17 protein-coding genes are annotated in these 19170 nt (G+C 64.1%); 8 read left to right on the top strand and 9 right to left on the bottom strand.

Going from position 1 to position 19170, the window contains the following annotated elements:
• Positions 1 to 15 precede the first annotated feature (15 nt).
• The 7 genes from sufB (at position 16) to HZB49_RS08145 (ending at position 6384) form a co-directional block, all read left to right on the top strand.
• Complete coding sequence (sufB, locus tag HZB49_RS08115) at positions 16 to 1521, top strand: Fe-S cluster assembly protein SufB (RefSeq protein ID WP_291609986.1); 1506 nt, start codon at positions 16 to 18, stop codon at positions 1519 to 1521.
• Between the two features lie 124 nt (positions 1522 to 1645).
• On the top strand, positions 1646 to 2398 hold the full coding sequence (sufC, locus tag HZB49_RS08120; RefSeq protein ID WP_291609987.1) for a Fe-S cluster assembly ATPase SufC: 753 nt from the start codon (positions 1646 to 1648) through the stop codon (positions 2396 to 2398).
• Between the two features lie 18 nt (positions 2399 to 2416).
• Positions 2417 to 3742 carry a Fe-S cluster assembly protein SufD gene (gene sufD, locus HZB49_RS08125; RefSeq protein ID WP_291609988.1) on the top strand — a complete coding sequence of 442 codons (1326 nt, stop codon included), beginning with the start codon at positions 2417 to 2419 and terminating at the stop codon, positions 3740 to 3742.
• Complete coding sequence (locus HZB49_RS08130; protein WP_291609989.1) at positions 3739 to 4986, top strand: cysteine desulfurase; 1248 nt, start codon at positions 3739 to 3741, stop codon at positions 4984 to 4986. Before sufD ends, HZB49_RS08130 begins: the two co-directional genes overlap by 4 nt.
• Positions 4983 to 5354: an SUF system Fe-S cluster assembly protein gene (locus HZB49_RS08135; RefSeq protein ID WP_291609990.1), complete on the top strand. Its 372-nt coding sequence runs from the start codon at positions 4983 to 4985 to the stop codon at positions 5352 to 5354. Before HZB49_RS08130 ends, HZB49_RS08135 begins: the two co-directional genes overlap by 4 nt.
• A gap of 53 nt (positions 5355 to 5407) precedes the next feature.
• Entirely contained in the window at positions 5408 to 5800 is a 393-nt protein-coding gene (locus HZB49_RS08140; protein ID WP_291609991.1) for an iron-sulfur cluster assembly accessory protein, read from the top strand.
• A 149-nt stretch (positions 5801 to 5949) separates the two neighbouring features.
• Positions 5950 to 6384: a TfoX/Sxy family protein gene (locus HZB49_RS08145; RefSeq protein WP_291609992.1), complete on the top strand. Its 435-nt coding sequence runs from the start codon at positions 5950 to 5952 to the stop codon at positions 6382 to 6384.
• Here the strand turns inward: HZB49_RS08145 and HZB49_RS08150 are convergent.
• Positions 6381 to 7457: a GGDEF domain-containing protein gene (locus tag HZB49_RS08150; RefSeq protein WP_291609993.1), complete on the bottom strand. Its 1077-nt coding sequence runs from the start codon at positions 7455 to 7457 to the stop codon at positions 6381 to 6383. The genes HZB49_RS08145 and HZB49_RS08150 overlap by 4 nt on opposite strands.
• A gap of 126 nt (positions 7458 to 7583) precedes the next feature.
• Complete coding sequence (locus HZB49_RS08155; protein WP_291609994.1) at positions 7584 to 9104, bottom strand: DEAD/DEAH box helicase; 1521 nt, start codon at positions 9102 to 9104, stop codon at positions 7584 to 7586.
• Between the two features lie 394 nt (positions 9105 to 9498).
• On the opposite strand from HZB49_RS08155, the gene HZB49_RS08160 reads away from it, so the two are divergent.
• Complete coding sequence (locus tag HZB49_RS08160) at positions 9499 to 10995, top strand: caspase family protein (RefSeq protein WP_291611146.1); 1497 nt, start codon at positions 9499 to 9501, stop codon at positions 10993 to 10995.
• Between the two features lie 239 nt (positions 10996 to 11234).
• Here HZB49_RS08160 and HZB49_RS08165 read toward each other — a convergent pair whose 3' ends face one another.
• The 7 genes from HZB49_RS08165 to parE all read right to left on the bottom strand — a co-directional run bounded on the left by HZB49_RS08165 (position 11235) and on the right by parE (position 19049).
• Positions 11235 to 12005 carry a glucose 1-dehydrogenase gene (locus tag HZB49_RS08165; protein ID WP_291609995.1) on the bottom strand — a complete coding sequence of 257 codons (771 nt, stop codon included), beginning with the start codon at positions 12003 to 12005 and terminating at the stop codon, positions 11235 to 11237.
• Positions 12006 to 12129: 124 nt separating this feature from the next.
• Entirely contained in the window at positions 12130 to 12315 is a 186-nt protein-coding gene (locus tag HZB49_RS08170; RefSeq protein ID WP_291609996.1) for a hypothetical protein, read from the bottom strand.
• A gap of 168 nt (positions 12316 to 12483) precedes the next feature.
• Positions 12484 to 13275 carry an outer membrane beta-barrel protein gene (locus HZB49_RS08175; RefSeq protein ID WP_291609997.1) on the bottom strand — a complete coding sequence of 264 codons (792 nt, stop codon included), beginning with the start codon at positions 13273 to 13275 and terminating at the stop codon, positions 12484 to 12486.
• 195 nt (positions 13276 to 13470) lie between these two features.
• Positions 13471 to 14265 (bottom strand): porin family protein, encoded by a 795-nt coding sequence (locus HZB49_RS08180; protein WP_291609998.1) that lies wholly within the window; start codon positions 14263 to 14265, stop codon positions 13471 to 13473.
• Positions 14266 to 14530: 265 nt separating this feature from the next.
• Positions 14531 to 15259: a porin family protein gene (locus HZB49_RS08185; protein WP_291609999.1), complete on the bottom strand. Its 729-nt coding sequence runs from the start codon at positions 15257 to 15259 to the stop codon at positions 14531 to 14533.
• A 175-nt stretch (positions 15260 to 15434) separates the two neighbouring features.
• Positions 15435 to 16238: a porin family protein gene (locus HZB49_RS08190; RefSeq protein WP_291610000.1), complete on the bottom strand. Its 804-nt coding sequence runs from the start codon at positions 16236 to 16238 to the stop codon at positions 15435 to 15437.
• A gap of 744 nt (positions 16239 to 16982) precedes the next feature.
• Complete coding sequence (gene parE / locus HZB49_RS08195; RefSeq protein ID WP_291610001.1) at positions 16983 to 19049, bottom strand: DNA topoisomerase IV subunit B; 2067 nt, start codon at positions 19047 to 19049, stop codon at positions 16983 to 16985.
• Positions 19050 to 19170: the final 121 nt, after the last annotated feature.

Genomic DNA, 19170 nt, shown 5'->3' on the forward strand with positions numbered 1-19170 from the left:
CGAGCGGAGGATGGAATGCCAGCCGTACAAGAGACGGTCGACCGGGTACGCCGGATCGACGTCGACCAGTATCGATATGGGTTCGAGACGGTTATCGAATCCGAGAAGGCCCCGAAGGGCCTTTCCGAAGATACGGTCCGCTTCATCTCAGCCAAGAAGAACGAGCCGGCCTGGATGCTGGAATGGCGGCTCGAGGCCTATCGCCGCTGGCTGACCATGACCGAGCCGACCTGGGCCCGCGTCGATTACCCCAGGATCGACTACCAGGATCTCTACTATTACTCGGCGCCGAAGCCGAAGAAGCAGCTCTCCTCGATCGACGAGATCGATCCGGAGATCCTCAAGACCTACGAGAAGCTCGGCATTCCCCTGCGCGAGGTCGCGGTGCTGGAAGGCGTGGTAAAGCCGCAGGCCGAAGGCGAGGAGGCCGCTCCCGCGCGCTCGAAGATCGCGGTCGACGCGGTGTTCGACTCCGTTTCCGTCGCTACCACCTTCAAGGAAGAGCTGAAGAAGGCCGGCGTGATCTTCATGCCGATCTCGGAAGCGATCCGCGAGCATCCGGAACTGGTGCAGAAGTACCTGGGCTCGGTGGTGCCGACCTCCGACAACTACTTCGCCACGCTGAACTCGGCCGTGTTCTCCGACGGCTCGTTCGTCTACGTGCCGCCGGGCGTGCGCTGCCCGATGGAGCTATCCACTTACTTCCGCATCAACGAGCGCAACACCGGCCAGTTCGAGCGTACGCTGATCATCGCCGACAAGGGTTCTTACGTCAGCTATCTCGAAGGCTGCACCGCGCCGCAGCGCGACGAGAACCAGCTGCATGCCGCGGTCGTCGAATTAGTCGCGCACGATGACGCCGAGATCAAATATTCGACGGTGCAGAACTGGTATCCCGGCAATTCGGAAGGCGTCGGCGGCATCTACAATTTCGTCACCAAGCGCGGCGACTGCCGCGGCGTCAATTCGAAGATTTCCTGGACCCAGGTCGAGACGGGATCCGCCATCACCTGGAAATATCCGAGCTGCATCCTGCGCGGCGACAACTCCCGCGGCGAGTTCTACTCGATCGCGATTTCGAACGGCTACCAGCAGGTCGATAGCGGCACCAAGATGATCCACCTCGGCAAGAACACGACCTCCAGGATCATCTCCAAGGGCATCGCCGCCGGCAAGTCGCAGAACACCTATCGCGGCCTCGTCACGGCGCACCGCAAGGCCACCGGCGCGCGCAACTACACCGCCTGCGACTCGCTCCTGATCGGCGACAAATGCGGCGCGCACACCGTTCCTTACGTGGAAGCGAAGAATTCGTCAGCCACCTTCGAGCACGAGGCGACGACGTCGAAAATCTCCGAGGACGTGCTGTTCTACTGCATCCAGCGCGGTCTTTCGCAGGAAGAAGCCGTCGGCCTCGTCGTCAACGGCTTCGTCAAGGACGTGCTGCAACAGCTGCCGATGGAGTTCGCCGTCGAGGCGCAGAAGCTGATCTCGATCAGCCTTGAAGGTTCAGTGGGATAGGCCCTCATCCTGAGGAGGCCGCGCAAGCGGCCGTCTCGAAGGATGGGTGGAAGGATTTCTGGCTACGTCCTTCGAGACGCGCCTTCGGCGCTCCTCAGGACGAGGGAAACAACGGAAGAAGATGATGTCTCTGCTCGAAGTAAAGAACCTGCAAGTCCGTGTCGAGGATCGCGAAATCCTCCACGGGCTGTCGCTCACTGTCAATCCGGGCGAGGTGCACGCGATCATGGGGCCGAACGGCTCCGGCAAGTCGACGCTGTCGCATGTCATCGCCGGCAAGCCCGGCTATGAGGTGACCGGCGGCGAGATCCTGTTCAAGGGCGAGAACCTGCTGGAGATGGCGCCGGACGAGCGCGCCGCCAAGGGCGTGTTCCTGGCGTTCCAGTACCCGGTCGAAATTCCCGGTGTCGCTACCATGAACTTCCTGCGCACCGCGTTGAATGCGCAACGCAAGGCGCGCGGCGAGAGCGAGTATTCGACGCCGGACTTCCTGAAGAAGGTTCGCGAGGTCGCCAAGTCGCTGAACATCCCGCAGGACATGCTCAAGCGCGGCGTCAATGTCGGCTTCTCCGGCGGCGAGAAGAAGCGCAACGAGATTCTTCAGATGGCGCTGTTCGAGCCGAGCCTGTGCATCCTCGACGAGATGGATTCCGGCCTCGACATCGACGCGCTGCGCATTGCGGCTGACGGCGTCAACGCGCTGCGCTCGCCGGACCGTGCGATGGTCGTCATCACCCATTATCAGCGGCTGCTCAACTACATCGTCCCCGACTTCGTGCACGTGATGTCGAAGGGCAGGGTGGTGAAGAGCGGCGGCAAGGAACTGGCGCTGGAGCTGGAAGAGTCCGGCTACGCCCGGTTCGAGGACGCGGCGTAGGCGCCGGGTGGATTTGCGATGAACGTAGCTTTGGCAAAGACCGATACCGGAAGCGCGCTCGAGGCGGCTCTTGCGGCCGCGCGCGAACGGCTGCCGGCCGGCGGCAAGGTCGCCGACATCAGGCGGCAGGCGCTCGATGCCTATGAGCGCACCGGCCTGCCGCACCGCCGGATTGAGGATTGGAAATACACCGACCTTCGCGTGCTAATGCGCGAAGTGTTGCCGCTGGCGGCGGCACCCGATGCAGCGGTGCTGAAGCGGGCGGAGGCCGCGCTGAAGACTGCCGCGATTGAGGGCACTCGCCGGCTGGTGCTGGTAGATGGCGCGTTCGCACCGGGGCTTTCGGAGACGAATGGTCTCGAGAAGGGCGTCAGCATCCGTTCCCTGCGCGAGGCGCTGGACGGCGGCGACGGCGCGCTGCAAGCGCAACTGTTTTCGCTCGATACGTCTAATCCCATGGTGGCGCTGAACAGCGCCATGCTCACTGACGGCGTCGTGATCGAGATCGCCGATGGCACCGTGCTGTCGCGGCCGCTCCATGTCGTCCATATCGCCGCCGGCGCGGCCGCGTCGTCGATGTTCACCCGCTCGCTGCTGCGTCTCGGCAAGAACGCATCCGCTACGCTGGTCGAGAGCTATGTCGCGGCTGACGGCACGAGGACCTATCAGGCGCATGACTCGCTGGTGATCGCAATCGGCGACCATTCCCGGCTCGATCACGTCCGCCTGGTCGAGGATGCGGCCGACGCCGTCAACATCTCCTCCTCCGCCGTCACGCTCGGCGCGCACGCGCATTTCAATATCTTCGGCATGGCCTCGGGCGCGGCCGTCAGCCGTTACCAGGCGACTATTGCCTTTGCCGGCGAGGGCTCGCGGGTCGAGACCAACGGTGTCAACCTGCTCAGGGGCCGCCAGCACGCCGACACCACGCTGCTGATGGACCATGCGGTGCCGAATTGCGCGAGCCGCGAAGTGTTCCGCGCCGTGATCGACGACAGCGCGCATTCGGTGTTCCAGGGCCGCATCATCGTCCGTCCCGACGCCCAGAAGACCGACGCCAAGATGATGACGCGGGCGTTGCTGTTGTCCGACGACGCCGAGGCCGACAACAAGCCGGAGTTGGAGATCTTCGCCGACGACGTCACCTGCGGCCATGGCGCCACGTCCGGCGCGCTGGACGAGAGCCTGCTGTTCTATCTGCGCGCCCGCGGGCTGCCGGAGAAGGACGCGCAGGCGCTGTTGATCCAGGCCTTTGTTGGCGAAGCCATCGAATCCATCGCCAACGACGCCTTGCGCGATCTGGCGGAGGCAACCGCGGGACGCTGGCTGAGGGCGCGCGCATGACGTTGCATCCCGCGGTCGCCAACGGTTCCTACGACGTCGCCCGCGTCCGCGAGGATTTTCCGGCGCTGGCGCTGAAGGTCTATGGCAAGCAGCTCGTCTATCTCGACAACGCGGCTTCCGCGCAGAAGCCGACCGCCGTGCTCAAGCGCATGACGGACGCCTATGAGCGCGAATACGCCAATGTGCATCGCGGCCTGCATTACCTCGCTAATGCCGCGACCGAGGCCTATGAGGGCGGCCGCACCAAGGTGGCGAAGTTCCTCAATGCGCGGCGCAACGAGGAGATCGTCTTCACCCGCAACGCCACCGAGGCGATCAACCTGGTGGCGTCCTCCTGGGGAGAGCCCAATATCGGCGAGGGCGACGAGATCGTCATCTCGATCATGGAGCACCATTCCAACATCGTGCCCTGGCATTTCCTCAGGGAGCGCCACGGCGCCGTGATCAAATGGGCGCCGGTCGATGACGACGGCAATTTCCTGATCGAGGAGTTCGAGAAACTGCTGGGACCGCGGACAAAGCTGGTCGCGATCACGCAGATGTCGAACGCGCTCGGCACCATCGTCCCGGTCAAGGAGGTCGTGAAGCTCGCGCATGACCGCGGCATTCCGGTGCTGGTGGACGGCAGCCAGGCTGCCGTGCACCTGGCCGCCGACGTGCAGGACATCGACTGCGACTTCTACGTCTTCACTGGCCACAAGCTGTACGGCCCGACCGGCATCGGCGTGCTCTACGCCAAGCACGAGCACCTCGTCGCCATGCGGCCCTTCAACGGCGGTGGCGAGATGATCCGCGAGGTGGCGCAGGACTGGGTCACCTATGGCGATCCCCCGCACAAGTTCGAGGCGGGCACGCCGGCGATCGTGGAATCGATCGGCCTCGGAGCGGCCATCGACTACGTCAATTCGATCGGCAAGGAACGCATCGCCGCGCATGAGCACGGCCTGCTCACTTATGCCCAGGAGCGGTTGCGCGAGATCAACTCGCTGCGCCTGATCGGCACCGCCCGCGACAAGGGGCCGGTGATCTCGTTCGAGCTGAAGGGCGCGCATGCCCACGACGTCGCCACCGTGATCGACCGTCAGGGTGTGGCGGTGCGTGCCGGAACCCATTGCGTGATGCCGCTTTTAGAGCGGTTCAAAGTCACAGCCACCTGCCGCGCTTCCTTCGGCATGTATAATACCAAGGAAGAAGTCGACCATCTGGTGCAGGCGCTGATCAAGGCGCGGGAACTGTTCGCATGACCGACACGGCCGAAGTCAAGACCGTCTCCATGGAAACCCAATCGGCGCTGCCGCCGGAGGAGACCGAGCAGCTCAGCGGCGAGATCGTAGCCGCGCTGAAGACGGTGTTCGACCCCGAGATTCCCGCCGACATCTACGAACTCGGCCTGATCTACAAGGTCGACCTCAAGGAAGATCGCAGCGTCGACATCATGATGACGCTGACCACGCCGAACTGCCCGGCGGCCGGCGAGCTGCCGACCATGGTCGAGAACGCGGTCGCCAGCGTCCCCGGTGTCGGGATCGTCAACGTCAACCTGGTCTGGGATCCGCCGTGGACGCCGGACCGGATGAGCGACGAGGCCCGCCTCGTGCTCAACATGTGGTGAGCTTAGCGTTAGGGATCCGAGATTTTCATTGAATTGCCGCTGGAGCTGACCAAATGACCGATATGCCTATTGCACCAGCCAAGCCGAAGCCGCGCCCCCGCCCGCAGGTGATGCGGCTGACGGACGCCGCGGCTGCGCGCATCGGCGAACTGACGAAGCGCGCCGATTCCGAGATCGTCGGCCTGCGCGTCGGCGTCAAGAACGGCGGTTGCGCCGGCCAGTCCTACACCGTCGAATATGCCCACGAGATCCGTGCCACCGACGAGGTGGTCGAGGACAAGGGCGTGAAGATCCTGGTCGATCCCAAGGCCGTGCTGTTCCTGCTCGGCACCGAGATGGACTACAAGGCTGACAAGATGCAGGCCCAGTTCGTCTTCAACAATCCGAACCAGATATCCGCCTGCGGCTGCGGCGAGTCCGTGCAGCTCAAGCCGGCCAAGGTATAGTCTCTCATCGCTTACTGACCTCATCCTGAGGAGCCGCGCGCTTGCGCGGCGTCTCGAAGGATGGACGCGGGCGATTCGGGGCCTCATGGTTCGAGACGCGCAAGATGCGCTCCTCACCATGAGGGGCCAGTATCCAGCGTGAGGCCATCATGGACCGCGATTTCCTCATCGACCTCTTCGCCGATTTCGGCCCGGTGACGATCCGCCCGATGTTTTCCGGCTACGGCATTTCCGCCGACGGCACCAACTTTGCGCTGGCGCTGCGCGCTGGCCTCTATTTCCGTGCCGATGAGGCGACCATTCCGCAATACGAGGCGGAAGGCTCAACGCCGTTCCAGTACCAGACGCGCGCCAAAACGGTGACGGTGAATTCCTACTGGCAATTGCCGGCGCGGCTGTTCGACGACACCGAGGAGCTCGGCGAATGGGCGAGGGCAGCGCTGGCCGCCGCCCGGCGCGCCGCGGTGAAGAAGCGCCCGAAGGCGCGGAAGGGCGCGAAGAAGGTCGCCACGACGAAAAAGGCCGCACCCAGGAAGGCTGCGGCCAAGAAGACGACTTCAAAGAAGACGAAGCGGAATCGTTAGGCCACCTGGGTGTGGCTGCCTTGCGTCTCGGCGCTGTATTCCGGATCGACTTCGCAGATCACGCGGTTGCGGCCGTTGCGCTTGGCGGCGTAGAGGCAGGCGTCGGCGCGTTCGATCAGCGAGTCCGTGTCGTCGCCTTCCTTCAGCATGGAGACGCCGACGGAGATCGTGACGCGGCCGAGAATCTCGCCGGTCGACTTCTTCTTCAGTTCCTTGGCCATCACGGCGCGGCGGATGTGGTCGGCCACCGTGAGCGCCTGGCGCAGGCCGGTATTGGGCAGCACGACCGCGAATTCCTCGCCGCCGTAGCGGGCGGTGATGTCCTGGCCCTTGATGGTCTGCTTCAGCGACATGCCGACCAGGCGCAGCACCTGGTCGCCGGTGAGATGGCCGTAGGAATCGTTGAACGACTTGAAATGGTCGATGTCGAACATCAGCAGCGACAGCGGCTCGCCGCTTTCCAGCGCAGCCGCAACGGCGGCCTCGATCGAGCGGTCGAAATATTTGCGATTTCCCAGCCCGGTGAGCGGATCGGTCAGGCTCTCGGCGCGGATCGCTTCCAGGCTGTGCTGGAGGTTGCTGATCTCGCTCTTCGACAGCGACAGCCGGTCTTCCAGCGCCCGGTTGGTCTCGCGCATGTCGCGCGTCGACTTCACCAGCGATTCGACGATCGACTTGAGCTGCTCGCGATTCTGTACCGACAAAAGCTTCTGGTTGGCGCCGTCGAGGCTGGCGCCGTAGCTCGCCGACATGCCCAGCGCTTCCGTGATCAGCCTCATCACGTCGTCGATCTCGCCGATCACGCGCGCGCCGACCTTGTCGATGCGGTCGCTTGTCTTGAGCTGGGAGAGATAGGTTTCGTAGATTTGTTCGAGATCGCTCTCGGTGAGCTTGCCGTTGCGCGACAACGTCTCGTTGATGATCTTGTTGAGGGCGGCGTTATAGCCGGTCGCGTAGACGTACCAGATTTCGTAGTTGCGAGGGATCGCGGTCTGGCGGAGCGACTTGATCTGGCCGAGCGCAATTTCGGCGAAGGCAAGTGTGCGTTCGTGTTCGTCGAGCGGCTTGACCACCGTTCCGTCCCCAATAGCGCGCGGTGCCGCCCAAGAGCCAGCAGCAATTACTAAATTATCGACGCTACGCTAACGGAGGAGAATGAACGGCCGGTTAAAGGGGGAACCGGCCGTTGTGCGTTGCGATCAGACGCGCGCGCGCACGGGGCGCAGCAGGAAGGCGGGAAGATGCGAATGATCCGCAGGCTCGATTTCCTCGCGCGGACCGCGTTGCGGCTCGGGCCGGCCGATCGAAGGTACGCGTGAGGGGGAAGCAGCCGCCGGAGTTTGCGGCTCCTGCGCGGGATGACGTCCGCCCTTGCCGGCATGGCGCTCGCCGCGGGCGTGTCGCTCACCGCTCTTGCGTTCGCCGCCAGCACGTTCGCCGCCGCCAGCGCGCTCGCTGCCATGCTTCTCGCTGCCGGAACGTTCGCCGCGCTCGCGGCGCGGCTTGCGGCCGCCGCGCGCACCGTCGCGGCCATGCTCGCGCTTGCGGTGCTCGCGCGGATGATCGCCATCTTCGGCTGCGTCGGCGTGGACTTCGTAGTCGCCGTCGGCACGCGGAATGCTCTGGCCGATCAGCTTCTCGATCGCGGCCATCGACTTGGTATCGAGCGAGGTGACGATCGAGATTGCGGTGCCGGGGCGCCCGGCGCGGCCGGTGCGGCCGACACGGTGCACGTAGTCGTCGGGATGATGGGGGACGTCGAAATTGAAGACGTGGCTGACCATGGGAATGTCGAGGCCGCGGGCGGCGACGTCGGAGGCAACCAGCAGGGGAATCTCGCCCTTGCGGAATTGCTCGAGCGCTGCGGTGCGCGCCGACTGATCCATGTCGCCGTGCAGGGCGCCGACGGCGAAGCCGTGCTTCTGCAGCGACTTGTAGACGACGGCGACTTCGCGCTTGCGGTTGCAGAAGATGATCGCGTTCTGGAGGTCCTTGGCGTCGCGCAGCAGGCGGCGCAGGATGTCGCGCTTCTGGTGCGCTTCGCGACCGGCCGGCACCTGGGACTGTGTCACGGTGACCGCGGTGGTCGCGGGCTTGGAAACCTCGATCCGCGCCGGATTGTGCAGGAAGGTCTCGGTGATGCGGGAAATTTCCGGCGGCATCGTCGCGGTGAAGAACAGCGTCTGCCGCGTGAAAGGCACCAGCTTGCAGATGCGTTCGATGTCGGGAATGAAGCCCATGTCCAGCATGCGGTCGGCTTCGTCGATCACCAGCAGCTCGACGCCGGTGAGAAGCAGGCCGCCGCGCTCGGTGTGGTCGAGCAGCCGGCCGGGTGTTGCGATCAGCACGTCGACGCCGCGCGTCAGCTTGGAGTCCTGGTCGCCGAAGGAGACGCCGCCGATCAGGAGCGCGACGTTGAGCTTCTGCCCGGCGCCGTATTTGTCGAACTGTTCCTTGACCTGGGCTGCGAGCTCGCGGGTCGGCTCCACGATCAGGGTGCGCGGCATGCGCGCCCGGGCGCGGCCCTTTTCGAGGATGGTGAGCATCGGCAGGACGAAGGCAGCGGTCTTGCCGGTGCCGGTCTGGGCGATGCCGAGCACGTCACGCCGCGCGAGGACGTGGGGGATCGCCTGTTCCTGGATGGGGGTAGGGGTGGTGTAACCGGTGGCCGCAACAGCGGCGAGAACCTTGTCGGACAAACCGAGATTGGAAAAAGACATTGAGCCTCTGATCGACACCGCCGTTCGGAATCGAAAGTAAAAAGGCTGTCGCGTTCGACCCCGAAACGGCGTGCTTTTAAGGAAGCTCAGGGGCTCTGACTTACGCAGACGAGCGGCTAACCCAGGGAATCGTATTTCGACCGAGGGCCGCGTTGAGCCGGAACATAGGGTCCAAATGGCCAAAGTCAATCTGGGAACCGTCCCAATAGCGGAAAAACCTTAATGTTTTCGCACAAATAACCGGCTTTTCGTCATTTTGCCTTCAAACAACGGGAGGATCGGATGCCTGCTGGGGGTTGCCTGAACCTCGCATGGGCGTTCCGCGACTATCAGGCGTGAAGCCGATACGGTGGCGAAGGCGCAGGCCGCAGGCGGGGATTTTGCGATGAGATGGATGAACTGGAAGATCGCGGCTGCGCTGTGCATGGCGGCCTTGTGCATGATGCTGGCCGTGCCTGCGCAGGCGGCCAAGCGTGTCGCGCTCGTCATCGGCAACAACGATTACAGGAACGTGCCCAAGCTGCAGAAGGCGGTCAACGACGCCCGCACCATGGGCGATACGCTCAAGCAGCTCGGCTTTTCCGTGATGGTGGCGGAGAACCAGACGCGCCAGGCCTTCAGCCAGACGCTGCTGGCCTTCGACAAGGCGGTCGAGCCCGGCGACACCGCCTTCTTCTTCTATGCCGGCCACGGTTTCGAGATCGCCGGTCAGAATTTCCTGCTGCCGACCGACGTGCCCGCGGCGACCGAGGGGCAGGAAGAGCTGGTGCGCGATTCCTCCGTCCTCGCCGACCGCATCATCGAGCGGCTGCAGAACAAGAAGGCGCGCACCGCGATCCTGGTGTTCGACGCCTGCCGCAACAACCCGTTCGAACGCGCCGGCACCCGCGCTGTCGCCGGCGGCGGCGGGCTGGCGCCGATGACGCAATTGCCGGAAGGCGTGTTCTCGGTGTTTTCCGCAGGTCCCCGCCAGACCGCGCTCGACCGGCTGTCCAACGACGACGCCAATCCCAATTCGGTGTTCACCCGCATCTTCGCCAGGGAGCTGACGCAGCCCGGCGTCAACCTCGTGCAGGTGGCCCAGCGCACGCGCCGGCTGGTCAGCGAGTCCGCCGAGACCGTCCGCCACAAGCAGGTGCCGGTCTATTTCGACCAGATGGTCGACGACGTCTTCCTCAACGGTGCGGCGAAATCCGACCCGCCGCCGGCGGTCGCGGCAAAGCCCGCCGAGCCGGCCCAGCAGGTGGCGGCGCTGACCCAGGTGCAGCGCATTGCCCCGCAGAACGACTCCGTCAACGCGCCGATCGCCGCCTTCTCGCGCCACAATGGCGGCTGGACCGTGGTGTTCTCGATCGCCGATCCCACGCTCGGGATTTCCTGGCGGCTGGGCGATGCCGGCCAGTTCCGCGAAACCGGCTTCATCGACACGCTCGATCCGCGCACCCGCAAGCGCATGCCCAATCCCTCGATCGAGCTCACCGCCGACCAGCCGGCCGCCACGATCCAGGTGCGCTACGTCGACGCCTCCGGCGAGACGCAGGGCCCGTTCCCGATCCGCTTCGACCCTGAGGCTGCGCTGTTGCGCGACCAGCGCAAGATCCTCGACATGACCGCGACCAGCTGGCTGTCGTTCCGCGACTTCAACGGGCTGCTGGTCTACTACACGCATTTGATGTCGTACCGCTGCGCGATCCGCGAGGCCCGCATCGGCATCGACAGTGCGATGCCGGACAAGGTGCTGAAAATGCCGCCCTGCGATCCCAGGGACCCGAGCGCCATTCCGCACGACGCCAATCCGTATTTGAAGCTTGCGCCCACTACGAGGTCGGTCTCGGTGGAGTTGACCTACCGCGACGGCAGCGTGTCGGAGATCAAGACCTTCCGGCGCTGACGCATTTCCCGTCATTGCGAGCCACTGATGTCATTCCGGGGCGATGCGAAGCATCGAACCCGGAATCTCGAGATTCCGGGTCTGGTCCTTCGGACCATCCCGGAATGACGACGGATGGAATGTTCGTTTGCGCTCGCAAATGACGAATTTGCCATTCCGGCCTATGCTCCATGCCGGAGGTCGCCATGTCGCAATCGACGAAAGTCCGCTGTTGCGTCGTCGTCGGCGGCGCGTGACCGTCACGACATCACCGAGAACCCGCCATCGACGGGGATCGCGGTGCCCGTGACGAAATCGGAGGCGGGCGAGGCGAGGAACACGGCGATCCCGGCGAAGTCGTCGATGTGCCCCCAGCGTCCGGCCGGCGTTCGGCCGAGGACCCGTTCATGCAGCCCCGCCACCTGCTGACGAGCGCCTTTCGTCAGATCCGTATCGATCCAGCCGGGCAGGATGGCGTTGACCTGGATGTTGTCGGGCGCCCACGCGCAGGCGCAGGAGCGCGAGAACTGCACGATGCCGCCCTTGCTGGCGGCATAGGCCGGCGCATAGCTGCCGGCAAAGATCGACATCATCGATCCGATGTTGATGACCTTGCCGCGGCCCGATGCCTTCAGCGCCGGGTAGGCCGCCTTCGAGCACAGGAAGGCGCTGGTCAGGTTGGTGTTCATCACGGTGTGCCATTCCTCGAGCTCCAGCAAATGCGTCGGCTTGCGGATGCTGGTGCCGGCGTTGTTGACGAGGATGTCGATCCGGCCGAGCTCGTTGCCGACCCGCTCGATCATCGCGGCCACCGCCGCCTTGTCGGTGACGTCGGTTGCGACCGCAATCGTCCTGACGCCGCGCTTGCGCAATTCCTCGACGGCGCTCGTGGACTTCGCCTCGTTGCGTCCGACCACCGCGATATCGGCGCCGGCGTCCGCCAGCCCGCGCGCCATGCCCAGACCAATGCCGCCATTGCCGCCGGTCACGATCGCGACGCGGCCGGTGAGATCGAAGAGTTTGGTTGTCATGTGGTGCGTTCCCTTGCTTCGTCATGCCCGGGCTTGTCCCGGGCATCCACGTTCCTTGCCGCCAGTGAAGAAGAAAGACGTGGATGGCCGGGTCAAGCCCGGCCATGACGCGTGGAGGGAGAAATCACTTCTTGCCCTGCCAGATCAGGATCAGCCCGACCGCGGAGAGCAGGGCGCCGTATTCCGCCCATTGCAGGCTGCCGATCATGAAACTCGATGCCGGCCAGGCGATCGCACCGGTGCCCTGGCCGATCCAGAGCAGGCCGATGGCCAGTGCGAGAAGGCCGACGATCAGCAGCGCCTTGCGCATGGGTTTGCTCCCCTTGTCGGCCGTACGCCGCTCCCAAGTGCATTACGCCTTCGATCCGGCCGGCGTGCAATCGGTTTCCGGACTCCGCCTTGAAGGGCGCCGGCAGCGAATCATGAAAAAAGCCCCGGCGCGATGCCGGGGCTTTCAGGACTGCAAGTCCGGGAGAGATCAGTACTTCGCGACCACGGCCGCGCCGGGCCAGCCGAACTTGTAGGTCAGGCGCGCCCGCACGATGTCGAGCTTGCCCTTCATGTCCCGCGTTTCGGGGGTGACGATGCAGCAGCCGCCGAAGTAATCGTCGAAGTGGCGGCGCGTGTCGAGTTCGACGTGGCGGTATTCGAAGCCGAGGATCCAGTTCGATGTCAGGGCGTAGTCGACGCCGGCTCCCGCATACCAGCCGTCGTGGCGGAGGCCGGAGCGGCCAATCTCGAGACCGGTCCCGCGGTTGAATACCGACGTGTCGAGCTTCGCCGAAGCATATCCGCCGGTGCCATAGAGCAGCCACTGGCTGGCCGGTGTGAAGCCGATCCTGGCGCCGACGGTCCAGAGCTCGTCGATTCGGCCGCGGCACGAGATCGCAAGGGGGGCGAGTTGTTGCACGCAGCTGGCATTCGCTCCGGCGTTGACGGCGGGCCATTTGTTGTCGAGCGTGAGGCCGCTGTAGTCGCCCTCGATGCCCAGCACCAGCTGGTTCCACTGATACTGGAACCCGGCGATGCCGCTGACGATCAGGCTGTCGCCCGTGGCGTTATGGTGGTTGAGGTTGGGCGTCGTCACATAGTCGCCGGTCACCTCGGTGCGGGCCCAGCCGGCAGCCCCGCCGACATAGAAGCCGCTCCAGTTTGCGACCGCGACGGCAGGCGGCGGCGCCTTTGTGTAGGGGCGGGCGGGCAAGTCAGCTGCGAGCGCCGATCCAGTAACCGCAACGAGCGCCGAAATGGCGGCGACGATTTTCTTCACTTTCGATATTCCCAAACAGGAGGCCAATGAATCTCAACTACCATGATCGATCGGAACAAGCTGTTGCGCCGGCATCACACCCGACGACTGAAGCATTGGCGGTCCCCAACGCGTCGCGGCGAAGGCACGCATGAAACACGCATGAAAAAAGCCCCGGCCGAGGCCGGGGCTTTCAGAACTCAAGTCCGGGTGAGATCAGTACTTCGCGACGACCGGTCCGCCCCAGTTGAAGCGCCAGACCAATTCGCTGCGGACCGTGTGGACCCACTTCTCGGAATCATAGGACACGTTGGGCGCGGGAAAGCCGCCTATTACCAACCGGAGCGGCTGAGATTGTCGATCAAAGTGGGAAGCGCGGTACTCAGTTTTCCAATACAGACCTGGCAAGAATCCCAGCGCGTATTCGTAACCAGAACCGAGGAACCAACCTTTGTGCGTGGCGGCTTCGGTATAGACACCGTTCGGGGCGAACGGGGGCCCAAAGACGTTGGTGTAGTTGGTTCGATCAAAGTGAGCTTCGGTGTAGCCGCCGCTGAAATAGGTCAGCAACTGCGGGGTCACGAGCACGCCGATCCGGCCTCCGACCGCCCATTGTGAACTCAGCTTTTCGTTGCCGACGGCGACGAACCAGAGGTCGTTGCGCCGTCCGTTGATATCGGAAAAGTCATAGTCGGCGAATGCGCCCACGACCACGCCCCATGCACCGGTGCTGAATTGGTAATCGCAGCCGCCCTGCACGGTACCGAACCAGCCTTTGCCGCTGTTGCTGAAGGTGTCGGTGACCTGGACGCGCGGTGGGCCATCGATATAGCCGGTGTTCTCCTGGTACCAGAGACCATAACCGCCGCCGCCGCCGACATAGCAGCCAGTCCAATTGGCAACTGCAACAGGGACCGGAGCAGCCGGTCGAGCCTTGACGGGCATGTCAGCGGCAATTGCCTGGCCAGCGAGTGCACCGGTCAAGGTCAGTGCGAGCACAAATTGCTTCATGTTCAATCCTCGATGCCTTCCGCGCTTGACGGCGCACGAAGGGCGTTCCTGATTCCCAAGTTCCGATCGGGGAACTATACAGCGTACCATCTAAGATTGCTGTTGCGGTGAGGGCACATCTTCCTGAAATGAAAAAGCCCCGGCGCGAGGCCGGGGCTTTCAGGACTTCAAGTCCGGGAGAGGTCAGTTCAGCTCAGTACTTGGCGACAACCGCGCCACCGCCGAAGTTGAAGCGGTAGACCAGCTCGCTGCGGACCGTGTGCACCTACTTCTCGGAGTCGTAGGACTCACCGATGCGGAGGCCGTTAGCCACGATGAGGGTCGGCTGGGTCTGGCGGTCGAAGTGAGCAGCGCGGTATTCCGTCTTCCAGTACAGGCCGGGCAGGAAGCTCAGCGCGTACTCGTAGCCGGATCCGATGAACCAGCCCTTGAAGGTGGCGCCGTCGGTGTAGAGGCCGTTGGCGACGTTGAAGGGCGGGCCGAACGCGTTGGTCCAGTTGGTGCGGTCGAACTTGGCTTCAGCGTAACCGCCGGAGAGGTAGCTCAGCAGGTTCGGGGTGATCAGCACGCCGACGCGGCCGCCGACGGCCCACTGCGAGCTCAGCTTCTCGTTACCGACGGCACCTCGAATGATGTCGTTGCGCCTGCCGTTGATGTCGGCGAAGTCATAGTCGGCGAAGGCGCCAACCACGACGCCCCACGGGCCGGTCGAGAACTGATAGTCGCAGCCGCCCTGCACGGTGCCGAACCAGCCCTTGCCACCGTTGGAATAGGTGTCGGTGAACTGGGTGCGCGGCGGACCGTCGATGTAGCCGGTGTTCTCCTGGTACCAGAGGCCGTAGCCGCCGCCGCCGCCGACGTAGCAGCCGGTCCAGCTGGCAACCGCCACGGGGGCGACCACCGGAGCCTTGGTGATACGAGCAGGCATATCGGCAGCAATTGCCTGCCCTGCGAATGCCGCGGTCGCGGCCAGTGCGAGCGCCAATTTCTTCATGTTCAATCCCCCAAAGTTCAGCGTCGAATTCGAACGCCCGGAATCCAGTATCTCGACTATACGCAAGTCCACCCGAAATGCTGTTGCCGCCAGGACACATCTTCCAGAAATGAAAAAAGCCCCGGCGCGAGGCCGGGGCTTTCAGGACTTCAAGTCCGGGAGAGGTCAGTTCAGCTCAGTACTTGGCGACAACCGCGCCACCGCCGAAGTTGAAGCGGTAGACCAGCTCGCTGCGGACCGTGTGGACCCACTTCTCGGAGTCGTAGGACTCACCGAAGCGGAGACCGTTAGCCACGATGAGGGTCGGCTGGGTCTGGCGGTCGAAGTGAGCAGCGCGGTATTCCGTCTTCCAGTACAGGCCGGGCATGAAGCCCAGCGCATACTCGTAGCCCGAGCCGATGAACCAGCCCTTGAAGGTGGCGCCGTCGGTGTAGAGGCCGTTCGCGGCGCCCGGGAAGGGCGGTCCGAACGCGTTGGTCCAGTTGGTCCGGTCGAACTTGGCTTCGGCATAACCGCCGGACAGGTAGCTCAGCAGGTTCGGGGTGATCAGCACGCCGACGCGGCCGCCGACAGCCCACTGCGAGCTCAGCTTCTCGGTACCAACAGCAGCCCGCATGATGTCGTTGCGGCGGCCGTTGATGTCGGCGAAGTCATAGTCGGCGAAGGCGCCAACCACGATGCCCCATGCGCCGGTCGAGAACTGATAGTCGCAGCCGCCCTGCACGGTGCCGAACCAGCCCTTGCCACCGTTGGAATAGGTGTCGGTGACCTGGACGCGCGGCGGTCCGTCGAAGTAGCCGGTGTTCTCCTGGTACCAGAGGCCGTAGCCGCCGCCGCCGCCGACGTAGCAGCCGGTCCAGCTGGCAACCGCCACGGGGGCGACCACCGGAGCCTTGGTGATACGAGCAGGCATATCAGCAGCAATTGCCTGCCCTGCGAATGCCGCGGTCGCGGCCAGTGCGAGCGCCAATTTCTTCATGTTCAATCCCTCAATATATGCGTCGGACTCGACGACCAGGTGGAGTGCGTTTCGCACTGATTCCCCAAACTCAGTAGGGCGACTATACGCAGTTCGTTCCGAAAAGCTGTTGCGAGCGAGGCACAGTTGTCCGGAAACGAACCAACGCGCGGGGCCCCAAAGTCACAGCCTTTTTCGCGTCAAAAACGGCCTAAACGGCTCTTTTTGTTGTGGTTTCGAGGCGCTGGTGCCCCGGCGGTGCACCTTGGTGCCGCGCGGTCTTCGGTGCGCCCGGCCGGATATGTGTCTTCCAGACCGCGAATCCCCAGCGGCCTGCAGGCGGTTCTATCCGGGACGGATGTCGGTGCAGACAATGGGATTGGCTGTCGTTCGGTCGTCCTGCTGCAATTCGCTTTTGACGAATTCGTCAAATCGTAAACTCTTCCTTGCCGCGCAGGGCAAATCACTGGCGCTTGTCTGCCTGGCCCGCGCCGCCGTGAGGGACGTTTGCGCGATCGTCACGGAACGTCGCGTCGTGAGAATGGGAGTGCATGTGCCGTAGTGGAGCCGCAAACACCGCTGTCGTCCTGGCGCAGGCCGGGACCCACACGCCGCGGCGGAAATTGTTTAGCGCTATGGTTGTCGGCTTTTCCCTCAACAACATCGCCTTGTGGTTATGGGCCCCGGCCTGCGCCGGGGCGACAGCGAGATTGTTGCTCCGCCGTTGAATACTTCGCTCGCAAAGACGGCGGATTGAGCGCCGCCTCAGACGTCCAGCAGATCCTCGCTGGCAAACTCGGCCTTGTCGGAGATGAAGGCGAAGCGTGCCTCGGCCTTGGTGCCCATCAGCCGCTCCACCGAATCGGCGGTGCCCTCGCGGTCGTCGGCGAGCAGCACCACGCGCAGCAGCGTGCGCTTGGCCGGGTCCATGGTGGTTTCCTTCAATTGCGCAGGCATCATTTCGCCCAGGCCCTTGAAGCGGCTGACCTCGACCTTAGCGTTGGCGTTGAACTCGCTCTTCATCAGCGCATCCCTGTGCGCGTCGTTGCGGGCATAGACCGACTTGCTGCCATGGGTCAGCTTGTAGAGCGGCGGCACCGCCAGATAGAGATGGCCCTCGTCGATCAGCCGCGGCATCTGCCGGTAGAAGAAGGTGATCAGCAGCGAAGCGATGTGGGCGCCGTCGACGTCGGCGTCGGTCATGATGATGATGCGCGAGTAGCGCAGATCCTCCTCGCGATACTGCGCGAGCGTGCCGCAGCCGATCGCCTGCATGAGGTCGGCGAGCTGCGCGTTGGCGGTGAACTTGTCCTTGCTCGCGGAGGCGACGTTGAGGATTTTCCCCTTCAGCGGCAGGATCGCCTGGGTCTTGCGGTCCCGCGCCTGCTTGGCGCTGCCGCCGGCCGAGTCGCCTTCGACGATGAAGAGTTCGGAGCCTTCCTGGGCGCTGTTGGTGCAGTCGGAAAGTTTTCCCGGCAGGCGCAGCTTCTTCACCGCGGTCTTGCGCGAGATTTCCTTTTCGGCGCGGCGGCGCAGCCGCTCCTCGGCGCGCTCGACCACGAAATCTAGCAGCCTGTTGGCCTGCAGGGGATTGCCCGACAGCCAGTGGTCGAAGGGATCCTTGATCGCCTGTTCGACGATGCGCTGCGCCTCCGCCGTGGCAAGCCGGTCCTTGGTCTGGCCCTGGAATTCCGGCTCGCGCACGAACACGGACAGCATGACGGCTGCACCCACCATCACGTCTTCGGAGGTGATGGAGGCGGCGCGCTTGCCCTGGCCGACGCGCTCGGCATGGTCCTTCAGGCCGCGCAGCAGCGCGCTGCGCATGCCGGATTCATGGGTGCCGCCGTCGGGCGTCGGCACCGTGTTGCAGTAGGAGGAGAGGAAACCGTCGGCATCCGCAGTCCAGGCCACCGCCCATTCGCAGGCGCCATGTGCGCCGTTGCGGCCGGACTTGCCGGAGAAGATATCCGGATGGACCAGCGTGTCGGCGTGGATTGCGGCGGCGAGATAGTCCTTCAGGCCGCCGGGGAAATGGAAGGTGTCCTCGGCGGGAACGTCCTCGACGCCCTTCAAGAACTCGGCCGCGCATTTCCAGCGGATTTCGACGCCGCCGAACAGATAGGCCTTCGAGCGCGTCATCTTGAACAGGCGCTGCGGCTTGAAGGTCGCCTTCGCGCCGAAGATATCGGCGTCCGGCTTGAAGCGGATGCGGGTGCCGCGGCGGTTGTTGATCTTGCCGAGGTCTTCCAGCTTGCCCTTGGGATGGCCGCGCTCGAAGCTCATGCGATAGAGTTTCTGGCTGCGCGCGACTTCCACCTCGAGGCGGGAGGACAGCGCATTCACCACGGACACGCCGACGCCGTGCAGGCCGCCGGAGGTCTCGTAGACCTTGGAGTCGAATTTGCCGCCCGAATGCAGCGTGCACATGATGACTTCGAGCGCCGACTTCTTCGGGAATTTCGGATGGGGGTCGACGGGAATGCCGCGGCCGTTGTCGGTTACGCTCAGGAAGCCGTCGGCGGAGAGCTCCACCTCGATGAAGGTGGCGTGTCCTGCCAGCGCCTCGTCCATGGAATTGTCGATGACCTCAGCGAACAAATGATGCAGCGCCTTTTCGTCGGTGCCGCCGATATACATGCCGGGCCGGCGCCGGACCGGCTCCAGGCCCTCCAGCACCTCGATATCGCGCGCGGTGTAGCCGGCTTCGGCGCCGCCGCCGCGCGCGGCCACCTTGAGGTCGGCCTTGCCCTTTGGACTGCCCTTGGGCTCGGGGCCACCAAAAAGATCGTTTTCCTTGGCTTTCGCCGCTGATTTCAATGATTTAGGCATGATTCTTCATATTTTGCGCGCGGATGCGGCTCGCGAATCGGTTGCTCTGACTATGCCACGCTTGGGCTTAAAAAGTGACGGCTGGGGACGACGGGGCCGCTCACGGCCAGAGCCGGGCTTT

The organism is Bradyrhizobium sp., assembly GCF_016219575.1.
Classification (GTDB): Bacteria; Pseudomonadota; Alphaproteobacteria; order Rhizobiales; family Xanthobacteraceae; genus Bradyrhizobium.